Source organism: Streptomyces sp. WAC06614 (genome assembly GCF_003949795.1).
In the GTDB taxonomy this organism is placed as follows: domain Bacteria; phylum Actinomycetota; class Actinomycetes; order Streptomycetales; family Streptomycetaceae; genus Streptomyces.
This window is the reverse complement of record NZ_RPRY01000035.1, coordinates 25,770-36,701: the sequence shown is the minus strand read 5'-3', so window position 1 is coordinate 36,701 and position 10,932 is coordinate 25,770. Positions and strand designations below refer to the sequence as shown.

7 protein-coding genes are annotated in these 10,932 nt (G+C 75.5%); 4 read left to right on the top strand and 3 right to left on the bottom strand.

From position 1 onward, the window contains the following. Positions 1-342 precede the first annotated feature (342 nt). Positions 343-525, top strand: a complete 183-nt coding sequence (locus tag EF918_RS07760; protein ID WP_125642858.1) for a hypothetical protein — start codon at positions 343-345, stop codon at positions 523-525. Positions 526-595: 70 nt separating this feature from the next. Next, positions 596-3,187, top strand: a complete 2,592-nt coding sequence (locus EF918_RS38975; RefSeq protein WP_125642855.1) for a tetratricopeptide repeat protein — start codon at positions 596-598, stop codon at positions 3,185-3,187. A 27-nt stretch (positions 3,188-3,214) separates the two neighbouring features. Here EF918_RS38975 and EF918_RS07750 read toward each other — a convergent pair whose 3' ends face one another. From EF918_RS07750 to EF918_RS07740, 3 genes are all read right to left on the bottom strand, one after another. Next, entirely contained in the window at positions 3,215-3,595 is a 381-nt protein-coding gene (locus EF918_RS07750; protein WP_185921644.1) for a hypothetical protein, read from the bottom strand. 25 nt (positions 3,596-3,620) lie between these two features. Next, positions 3,621-4,763, bottom strand: a complete 1,143-nt coding sequence (locus EF918_RS07745) for a YihY/virulence factor BrkB family protein (RefSeq protein ID WP_125642852.1) — start codon at positions 4,761-4,763, stop codon at positions 3,621-3,623. Between the two features lie 69 nt (positions 4,764-4,832). Then, entirely contained in the window at positions 4,833-5,783 is a 951-nt protein-coding gene (locus EF918_RS07740) for a helix-turn-helix transcriptional regulator (protein WP_125642849.1), read from the bottom strand. Between the two features lie 481 nt (positions 5,784-6,264). Here EF918_RS07740 and EF918_RS07735 point away from each other — a divergent pair, with 481 nt between their 5' ends. Both EF918_RS07735 and EF918_RS07730 read left to right on the top strand, forming a co-directional pair. Next, positions 6,265-8,166, top strand: coding sequence for a PP2C family protein-serine/threonine phosphatase (locus EF918_RS07735; RefSeq protein ID WP_125642870.1), 1,902 nt, complete (start codon positions 6,265-6,267; stop codon positions 8,164-8,166). Positions 8,167-8,448: 282 nt separating this feature from the next. Then, a complete protein-coding gene (locus EF918_RS07730) occupies positions 8,449-10,893 on the top strand; it encodes an ATP-binding domain-containing protein (RefSeq protein WP_125642846.1) in 2,445 nt (814 codons plus the stop codon). Positions 10,894-10,932: the final 39 nt, after the last annotated feature.

The window sequence follows — 10,932 nt, the reverse complement described above, 5'->3', positions numbered from 1 at the left end:
GGCGGGACAGCGGCCGACGCCCCGACGGCACGCCACCGCACGGGGCGGAAGACGTACGTACGGCACGGGTCGGTCGGAAGACGGGCCCGGGCGCCACAGCAGCTCCTCCGCCCGCGGGTGCCGGCCCCGGGACCCGGCGGTGCACCGGCCTCGACGCTGTCGCCCCCCACCGCGTCGAAGGCCTTCGGGAACATGTCCGCCGTGACCTCCGCTGCCACGCTCCTCCGCGCCCCGTCCGACGGTGTCCGAGTACGGCGTCGGACACCCGCCGCGGCCCCAGCCTGGGAGGACGTCACCGGGGGGCCGCCCGGGACGGGTCCTGGCGGGGGAGGAGCCCACGTGATGAACGCAAGCCATCTGTCCGACGCGGTACTTGGTCATCTGGCCGATGTCGTCCCGTACCTGCAGTTCGTCGCGGCCGCGGGCGGAGCGATGGCGGCCGTACGCCGCGCCGCCCGGGCAGGCGGCCGCTGCCTGCGCCGCCGGCGCGCCGGGCGGCGGCGCGGCGCAGGCAGCGGCGACTGACCTCGCCCCCGGGGGCACCGATCGGGCGGAACGGCGGCGTGGCGGCGGCCGCCGTTCCTACCATCGACCGGTGACCGACGACGAGAACGGAACGGGAACGGCCCCGCACGACGGGCCGGGCGCCGGGCAGGACCCCATCGCCTGGTTCAAGGGCCTGCTGCGCGCCCATGTCCAGGAGCGGGGCGGCGGCTCCGTACGGGTGCTGACGGAGGCCGCCGCCGCGGCGGGCCTGCCGCTGGCCCGGTCGACCATCGGGGACGCCCTGTCCGGGCCGCACGCGCCGGGCCGGGCGACCGTACTGACGCTGGTGACCGTGCTGCACCGGCGCGCCGGCCTGCCGGGCGGGCCCGACCTGAGCACGTGGGTGCGGCGCCACGAGCACATGGAGGACCTGCTGTCCGCGGCCCGCACCGGTACGCGGTCGGCCGCGGACGCCCGCGCCTCGGTCCAGGGCCGCACCTGGCCGCGCCGGTTCGGGATCCTCCCGGAACCCGCGAAGGCGTTCCTGCCCCGGCCGCCGGTACGGGTGCCACCGGGGCCGGGGCGGTTCCTGCTCACCGGCGACGGGGGCGTCGGCAAGACGCAGACGGCCGCCGAGTACGTCCGCGCCCGCCTGGCGGACGGCACGCTGGACCTGGTGGTCTGGGTGTCGGCCTCCTCGCGCGAGGCCGTGGTGGCAGGGCTGGCGGAGGCCGCCGAGGACCTGACCGGCACCGTCGGCCAGGACGCCGAGGGCACCGCGGCCCGGCTGGAGCGCTGGCTGGCCAAGGCAGGGCGCACCTGGTGCGTGGTGGTCGACGGCCTCGACGCACCCGAGGACCTCGACGGGCTGTGGCCGCCGTCCTCGCCCGGCGTCACCCTGGTCACCACCCGGCGGCGGGACGCGGCCCTCCAGGCCCGCGGCACCGTGGTCGACCTCGCCCCCTTCGACCCCGCGGAGTCCCTGGCCTACCTCACCGCCCGGCTCGGCGCGCAGGCCGGCCCGCCCGCCGACCTCGCCGCCCTCGCCGCCGACCTGGGGCACCTGCCGCTGGCCCTGGCCCAGGTGGCCGCCTTCCTGCTCGACAACGGGCTCACCGTGGCCTGCTACCGGGAACGCCTGGCCCGGGAGGGCAGCCGGCTCGCGAACCTGGTGCCGCGGGCGCCGGGCACCGTCCCCGACGGCTACCCGCTGCCCCTGTCCGCCGTGTGGTCGCTGTCGGTGGAACGGGCCGACGCGCTGCGCCCCGCCGGCGTCGCCGGGCCCGTCATGCACGTGCTGAGCCTGCTGGACGGCACCGGCGTGCCCGGGGAACTGCTCGCCACGCCCGCCCTGGCCGCGCTCGCCCCGCACGTCAGCGGCGCCGAGGCCCGGGACGAGGTCCACGACGCGCTGCACAACCTGCGCCGGCTCAGCCTCGTCACCCTCGACGCCGCCGCAGACCGCCGGCCGCCGCGGACCGGTACGACCACCGGCGCCACCACCGGCCCGGACACCGGCGGGACCGCCGGCCCCGGGGAGCCGGGCTTCGCGGATCCGCTGGCCGGGACCTCGGTGCGCATCCACACCCTCCCGCAGCGGGCCACCCGGGACCGTCTGGACGCCCAGGAGCGGAGGGCCGCCGTGACGGCCGCCGCCCAGGCCCTCGTGGAGGGCTGGCAGTCACCCGGGCTCCCGGCCCGCCTGGACCGGGCGTTACGGGCGAACGCCCTCGTGCTGACGGGGTACGCGCAGGAGGACCTGCTCAGCCCCGTCCCCCACCCGGTGCTGTACCGGACCGGCCACAGCCTGGGGGAGTCCGGCCAGGCCGCGGCCGCGCTGCGCCACTTCCGGCGGCTGAAGGAGGCGGTCGACGCACGGTTCGCGCCCGACGACGAGATCAGCCTGGACACGCGCGGCCACCTGGCCTGGTGGCAGGCCAAGTCCGGGGACGCCGCGGGCGCGGCACGGTCCTTCGCCTCGCTGTACGAGGACCAGGCCCTGCGCTACCCGCCCGAGCACCCCCAGCTGCTCCAGACCCGGCAGAGCGCCGCCGTGTGGCGGGGCGCGGCCGGTGATCCGCAGGCCGCGGCCGTGGAACTGCGGGAGCTGTACGCGCTGCGCGTCCGCGTCCTGGGGGCCGACCACCGCGACACCCTCAGCAACCGCAACCACCTGGCCAACTTCCTCTCCGCGTCCGGCGACCACGAGGGCGCGCTGGAGCTGCACGAGCAGGCCTGGCGGGAGGCCGAGGCACGGCACGGGCCCGGCCACCGGGACGTCCTGCGGGCCCGGGCCGCGGCGATGCGGCACCGGGGCGAGCTGGGCGACGTACCGGCGGTCCTGGGTGCGCTGCGGGACCTGCTGGAGGTCCAGCAGGAGGACGACCCGGACAGTCCGGACACCTTCGCGACCCGAGCGGGCATCGCCGAATGGACGGCCCGTGCCGGCGACCCGGCAGCGGCGGTGCGGCTGCTGGAACCCCTGCTGGCCGACCGCCTGCGGGTGATGGGCCCCGAACACCCGCACACCCTGGGCACCCGTATCGACCTGGCACGCCGGCGGACGGCCGCGGGCGACGGCGCCCGCGCGGCGACGGAACTGACCGCGCTGATCGCCGACCAACGGGAGTACCTCGGCCCGGACCACCCCTCGCTCGCCGTCAGCAGGGCGGCCCTCGCCGAGGCCGAACGCGGCGCTTGACGCCGGGGGACGCCGACCGGTCCCGGGTCAGCGGTGTCGGCCGCTGCCGCTCACGGCGCGGCGGGCGATCCTGCGCAGGGACCGGCGCAGCCGCCGCAACGGGTGCGGCGCGGTCGGCGCCGCGGGGGACCGTTCGGTGAGGGGGAGGTGGGGGAGGGTGTAGCGCACCCCGCCCAGCTCCATCTCGCAGCGGTAGGCGCCCCTCACCTCGGCCAGTGTGAGGATCACCGGGCGCAGCGGCTCCCCGGGGAGCTCGGCCCGCAGGACCGTCGTGCCGCGGTGGGGGGCCGGGCCCTGGGCGACCACCTTCCCGTCGACCAGCACCTCTACCGGACCGGGGGCACGGACGAGCCGGACGGTGATGGAATGACCGTCCTGGTCGAGGTGGAAACGGCCGCCCGTGCCCATACGTCCAGCGTAGGGCCGATGCCCGCTACCGGCCGCCGACAGGGCCTTCGTGGCCGTTGCCGTCGCCGCCCTCGCCCTCGCCCTCCTCCGGCTCCGGCCACGCCCGGGTGTCCCGCGGGGCGACGTACGGCTCCTGCCCGGGCGGGAGGCCGCCGAGGATGGCGCGCTGCCGGCTCATCTCGGCGTCGAACTCCAGGCCGAACAGCACGGCGACATTGGTGATCCACAGCCAGATGAGGAAGACGATGACACCGGCGAGGGTGCCGTAGATCTTGTTGTACGAGCCGAAGTTCGCCAGGTAGACGGCGAACCCGGCCGAGCAGATCATCCAGGTCAGCAGCGCGAGCAGGCTGCCCGGGGTCACCCACCGGAATCCGCGCTGCTTGGCGTTGGGCGCGGCCCAGTACAGGACCGCGATCATGATCGTCGCCAACAGGACCAGCACCGGCCACTTGGCGACCGACCACACCGTGACGGCGGTCTCGCCGATCCCGAGCGCGGAACCGGTACGCCGGGCCAGGGTGCCGGTGAAGACCACGATGAGCATCCCGGCGCACGCCATGACCATCAGACCCGTGGTGAGCGCCAGACGCAGCGGCAGCACCTTCCAGACGGGGCGGCCCTCCGGGATGTCGTACACGGCGTTGGCGGCGCGGATGAAGGCGGCGACGTACCCGGACGCGGACCACACCGCGGCGAGCAGCCCGAGGACGGCGACGACGGACCCCAGTCCGGCCCCGGCCTGGAGCTGGCGCACGGCGCCGGCGACGACGTCGCGCACCGTACCGGGGGCCAGCTTCTCCAGGTTGCCGAGGATCGCTTCGGTGGCCGACCTGCCCACGACTCCCAGCAGCGACACCAGCACCAGGAGCGCCGGGAAGAAGGACAGGACGCTGTAGTAGGTCAGCGCCGCCGCACGGTCCAGCAGCTCGTCGTCCTCGAACTCCCGCCACGTCCGTTTCAGCACCGACCGCCACGAGCGGCCGGACAACTGCGTGGGGCTGTCCGGCGCGCCGTGTTCCGGCACGGAGTCGCCCTGGTCGGTCGCGGGACGGTCGGTCGCGGAACGGGCGGTCGCGGAACGGGCGGTCGCGGAACGGGCGGGACCGCTGACACCGCTGACACCCGCGTCGGGTACCCGGCCGGCCGGGTCGGGGGAGTGCTCCATGCCGCGCGCCTGTCCACGCCACCGCCCTGTCAAACAGACGCATCCGGCCGGTGACCCGCGGTGGTGCACCTAGCCGCGCAGGGTGGTGGCGGGCGGCGCCCCGTAGTGGCGGCGGTAGGCGGCGGCGAAACGCCCGTGGTGGGCGAAGCCCCAGCGCAGGGCGACCTCGCTGACGGTCGTGGTCCCCGGGTCCGCCGCCCGCAGGTCCTCGTGGGCGCGCGCGAGGCGTACGCGGCGGAGGTAGCCGGTCGGCGTGGTCCCCGCGTGGCGGGCGAAGGCGTACTGCACGGCGCGCGGGGTGACCGGGATCGAGTCGGCGATCTCGGCCAGGCCGATGTCGAGATGGGCGTGCGCGTCGATGAACGCGACGGCCCGGCGCAGGGTGTCGGCGCTCCCGTCGCGGCTGTCGACCGGCGCCGGCTCGGTGTCCGTGACGGTGTTCGGCAACGCCTCCAGGGCGACGGCGGCGATGTGCCGCGCGGCCGTCGCCGCGACCAGGGGGCTGGTGCCGGTGCCCGGCCCGGCGAGGACGTTGTCGCGCAGGTGGGCGACGGTGGCCCCGAGCAGGCGGTTGGCGGCGGGACTGACCGCACGCTGCCCGGTCAGCTCCACCGGCCGGCCGGCGGCGAGGGCACCGGCGGCGGCCACCTCGCCCAGCAGACCGGGGTCGAACATGGTGATCGTGTACCGGGCCGAGCGGACCTCTCCCGCGTACGGTCGGTCGTGCGGGGCCAGCAGGAAGGTCTCCCCGGGACCGAACAGTTCCTCGCCGCCGCCCGTGGTGTCGGCGAACTGCCCCTCGTGCACCGTGACCAGGCACACCCGGTGCAGGCACCCGGCGTCGTAGCCCATGGTGTAGTCGAAGGACAGCCGGTCCACCATCAGCCCGCCGGCGGTGTGCCGCACGATCCGGGCCTGTGATCCCTCCGGCTTGCCGCCGATCTTCATCGGGGTGTAGGCCGACGAGAGGAACGCCTCCGTCTCGCCCAGATCCGCGCTGCAGAAGGACAGCGTTCCCATTCCGAGCCTCGTTCCTCGCGCCGCCCCCGCCGCCCGGGGGCGTGGTCCGTCCTGTGTCCTGCGGCTGCCTCGAACCCTATGCCCGACGGCGCCGGGACGCGAAGGCGCCCTCGGGACGACGTCCGGTTCCCGTCGTCGCCGGAGCCCTCCGGGCGGTGCGGCTCGGGCGACCTCACCGAAAGATGTCGTTCCGTGGACAGCCGGCCGCCGGAGTTCGTTCCGTGGACGGCCGCCCGGACCGCCGCACCCCGCACATCACCGGCACGGCACCGCGCGCCCACCCTCGCCCGTACTGGACCGTCATGCCGTCTGACCTGCGGTTTCTACACGTCCGACGGGCCCGTCCACACGCCTCGCGGACAGCGGACGGCCCCCGGCGGGAGGCGCTCGTGCCCGGTCACGCCCGTGCCGCCGGGTGCCGGTGCGCGGACGGCCCGGAGGCGGTTCGGCCGTCCGGCCGCATGCCATGCTCGGAGGCGTGATGGATGATGTGGCCGGGCAGCTCGGCACGGACGAACTGCGGACCATGGCCAAGGTCGTGGCCCGGCTGCGCGGCGAGCTCGTGCGGGCCCGGGCGGCCGCGGCGGAGGCGGCGGTGGTCGAGCGGGCCAAGGGCGCCCTCATGGCGCGCGACGGCCTCGACGCCGAGCAGGCCGCCGCGGAGCTGGCCAGGAACGCCGACGCGGCCGGACGTCCGCTCGCCGCGGAAGCGCGGCGGCTCCTCCATCGCCTGCACCGGACCGGATCCCCCACGGCCGCCCGCCCCCGCGTGGACGGCGCCGGAAGTCCGCCGCTCCCGCCACCGCTGTCCCCGGCCCGGCCCCCGCAGCAGGCGGCGGCCGCCGGGAGCGGGCCGCCCGCCCGATGGGCACAGGACCTGCTGGAGGAGCTGCCCGGCGCGGTGTCCCTGCTGGCGCCGGTGCGCGGAACGGACGGCGCCCTGGAGGACTACCTCGTCGAGGCCGCGTCCCCCGCCGCGGTGGACGTCGCCGGGCGGTCCGGTGCGGAACTCGTCGGACTGCGCGTCCTGGAGGCCTACCCGACGGTGCTCGGCACCCCGTTGTGGGAGGGCTACCGCAGCGCCCTGGAGACCGGAAGGGCATGGGTGGGCGAGCTGTTCGCGTACGAGGAGGTGGCCGCCGGGATCCCCCACCGCTCCAGTTTCCGGGTCCGCGCCGCACCCTGGCACGGGCGGCTGGTGGTCTCCTGGGAGCGGCTGGACGGCGACGAACGGCAGGACCGACGGTTGGCCGAGATCCAGCGCCTGGGCAACATCGGCTGGGCCGACTGGGACCTCGTCGCGCACACCGCGACCTGGTCCGAGCAGATGTACGCGATCTTCGCGCGCGACCTGCGGGACGGACCGCTGTCCCTGGCGGAGCTGCCCCGCCTCGTCCTCGCCGACGACCTGCCGGACCTGGACCGGCACCTGCGCCGCCTGCTGGCCGAAGGCCTGTCCGTGGACCACCACTTCCGGATCACCACTCCCGCCGGCGTCCGGCACGTGCGGCTCGTCGCCCGTGCCGAGCAGGACGCCGAAGGCACACCGGTCCTGGCCCACGGCATCGTCCAGGACATCACCGCGACCAAGCGGATCGAACAGGAGCTGGTGCGGCGGCAGATGGCGGTCACGGCGCACCGCAGCCAGCTCCAGGCCGAGCGCGACCTCGCCGCCCGACTGCAGCACGCCCTGCTCCCGCTGCCCCAGCAGTCCCTGGCACTGGCCGGGCTGCACGTCGAGATCGCGTACGAGCCCGCCCAGCACGCCCTGAGCGTGGGGGGCGACTGGTACAGCGCCATCGAACTCCCCGACGGCAGCGCCTTCCTCGTGGTCGGCGACGTGGCCGGCCACGGCCTGGACTCGGTCGCGGCCATGGCCCAACTCCGTTTCACCGCCAAGGGCATGGCCGTGACCGGCACGCCGCTCACCGACATCCTGGACCGGCTGAACACCCTGCTCCTGCACATGGCCGACAGCCACATCGCCACCGCCACCGTGATCGTGGCCCGCTACGACCCCCGCACCCGCCGCATGACCTGGGCCCAGGCGGGCCACCCCCCGCCCCTCCTGCTCCGCGAGGGCCGGGCGGACTACCTGCCCCGGCCCGAGGGCGTCCTCCTCGGCGCGACCGTCCACGGCCGCTACGCCGAGGCCGCCGTCGCTCTCCGGCCCGGCGACCAGATGCTGCTCTTCACCGACGGCCTGGTCGAACGCCCGACCGAGGACATCGACAAGGGCCTCACCCGCCTCGCCGACACGGTGGCCGGCGATGCGTCAGCACCGCGGGGCCCGGGCCACCGCCTGCTCGACACCATCCTCGCGGACCTGCCCGACCGGGAGGAACGGCGCGACGACGTGTGCGTCCTGCACCTCACGGCCTGACCACGCGGCACCACGCGGCACTCTCGCAGCGCGATCTGCTATAGTCCCTCAAGGTCCCCTTCCTTCGGGCCGTTTCCCCGCGCAGCTCGCGCATCGCGCTCCGGCGCCACCGCAGCACACACCGCTTCCCGGAGCACGGGAGACCACAGCAGCTTTTCCGATCGACCCCTACCACGGCAGATGCCCGAGGTAGGGGTCGATCGTCGTTCCACGCCCTTTTCCACGCAGCCATTTCCTTTCCATGAACCCCTTCGCCCTGAACCCCTTTGCCATGGAGCCCTCATGACCTCTTCCTCGCTGCACCGGCCGGCCGGCCGGCAGACGGCGGACACCCGACGCGAACAGGAGCACCTGGATCTGGTCCACCATCAGATCGCCGTGCAGCGCGCGGAGATCGACCGCGAGCTGCGTGCCGTGCTGCGCGAGCCCGCCGGCACCGCCCAGGGACAGGTGGAACGCGGTACGGCGGCGGCGCGGCTCGCCCGGCACCTGGCCGCTCTGGACGCCGCCGAGAACGGACTGTGCTTCGGCCGGCTCGACCGCACCGTCGGTGACCGGCTCTACGTCGGGCGGATCGGCGTCCCGGGTGTCGGCCCGGACGACGATCCCCTGCTCGTCGACTGGCGTGCCCCCGCGGCCCGGCCCTTCTACACCGCGACCGCGGCGGCTCCCCAAGGGGTCCGGCTGCGCCGCCATCTGCACACCCGCAACCGCCGCGTCCTGCGGGTGGACGACGAGTTGTTCGCCGACCTCTCGGCCGTCCCCGACGACACCCGCCTCTCCGGTGAGGCCGCCCTCCTGGCCGCGCTGCGACAGAGCAGGACCGGCCGGATGCAGGACGCCGTCGCCACCCTCCAGGCCGAGCAGGACCGCATCATCCGCTCGCCGCACACCGGGGTCATGGTCGTCCAGGGCGGTCCCGGCACCGGAAAGACCGTCGTGGCCCTGCACCGCGCCGCCTACCTGCTCTACACCCACCCGCGCCTGGAGCGCAGCGGCGTCCTGGTCGTGGGCCCCAACTCGGTCTTCCTCGACTACATCGGCCAGGTCCTGCCCGGTCTCGGCGAGACCAGCGTGCTGCTCTCCTCCGTCGGCGGCCTCTACCCCGGCCTCCTGGCCAGGGCCGAGGAGCCGCCGGCCGTCGCCGAGATCAAGGGCCGCCTGGCCATGGCCGAGGTCCTGGAACGGGCCGTACGGGCCCGGCAGGCCGCGGTCACCGGTCCGGTCGACGTGGCCATCGGCGGTGAACTCGTCCGACTCACTCGGCGGTTCCTCACCGACGCGGCCGACCGCGCCACCGAGGGCGGCGTCCCGCACAACCTCGCCCGGCCCGCCTTCCGCGAGGCCGTCCTCGACGAACTGGCCGACCGGCTCGCCCGTGTCATCGGCGACATCGAAGCCGGCTTCGAGGAGGTCCTCGCCGACCAGGTCGACGTCGCCGCCCTGGAACGCGCCGTCCAGCAGGACCTGGCCGGGGTGTTCGGGGACGACGCGTCCGTGTACGACCTCCGGGCTCAGGAGCCCGTCGAGTTCGCCGAACGCAAGGCCGACTGGCTGGAGATGCTGCCCCGCGACCCGGTGGCCCGCAAGCTGATGGACCTGCTGTGGCCCGTCCTCACCCCGCAGCGGCTGCTGACCGAGCTGTTCACCGACCCCGACCGCCTCGCCGAAGCGGCACCCTGCCTCACCGAGGCCGAGCGGGCGCTCCTGCTGCGCCGGCCGGACGCCCCGTGGACCCTCTCCGACGTACCCCTCCTCGACGAGGCGGCCGAACTCCTCGGCTCCGACGACCGCGTCGAGACCGAACGGGAGACGGCCCGGCGCGACGCCCGGCAGGACTACGCGCAAGGCGTCCTGGACATCGCCCGGGCCTCCCGCGGCGACGACGGCCCGGCCGAGGGGGACGAGCGGCTGAACGCCGCCGACCTGGTCACCGCCGAACAGCTCGCCGCCTGGCACACGGGCGCCGATCTGCGCACCGTCGCGGAGCGGGCCGCGGCGGACCGGTCCTGGACCTTCGGCCATGTCATCGTCGACGAGGCACAGGACGTGTCACCGATGACCTGGCGGCTGCTGGTACGCCGCTGCCCCACCCGTTCCTTCACCGTCGTCGGTGACGCCGCACAGTCCAGCGACGCCGCCGGCTCCACCTCCTGGCAGGAGGCGCTCTCGCCGTTCTTCGGCACGCGCTGGCGGCGGGAGGAACTCACCGTCAACTACCGCACCCCCGCCGAGATCGTCGTGGCCGCCGCCCCCGTGCTGGCGGCGATCGCCCCCGATCTCGCCCCCGCCCGGGCGGTCCGCGACGGCGCGGCCCCGCCGTGCCGCGAAGGCACCACCGCCGAGGACTTCCCGGCCCGGCTGGCCGCCGTCACGGCCGAGGCGGCGGCCGCCTGCGCCGGCGACGGCGGCCGGGTCGCCGTGATCGTTCCCTCCGCCGACCTCGACCGGCTCGCCCCCGCCGTCGCCGAGGCCGTGCCCGGTACCTCCTGGGGCGCGGACGCCGACCTCGAACAGCCCGTCGTCGTCCTGACCGTCCGCCAGGCGAAGGGCCTGGAGTTCGACTCCGTCGTGGTCGCCGACCCCCAGGGGATGCTGGACGGCTCCGCCCGCGGCCTCAGCGACCTCTACGTGGCCCTGACCCGGGCCGGCCGGAGCCTCCACGTCCTGCACCCCGGTCCCGTACCGCCCGTCCTGGAGGACCTCCCGGTGCACGCGACGACATGACCCTCCCGTGCCCCCGCTCGACCGGATCCCACCCCATCG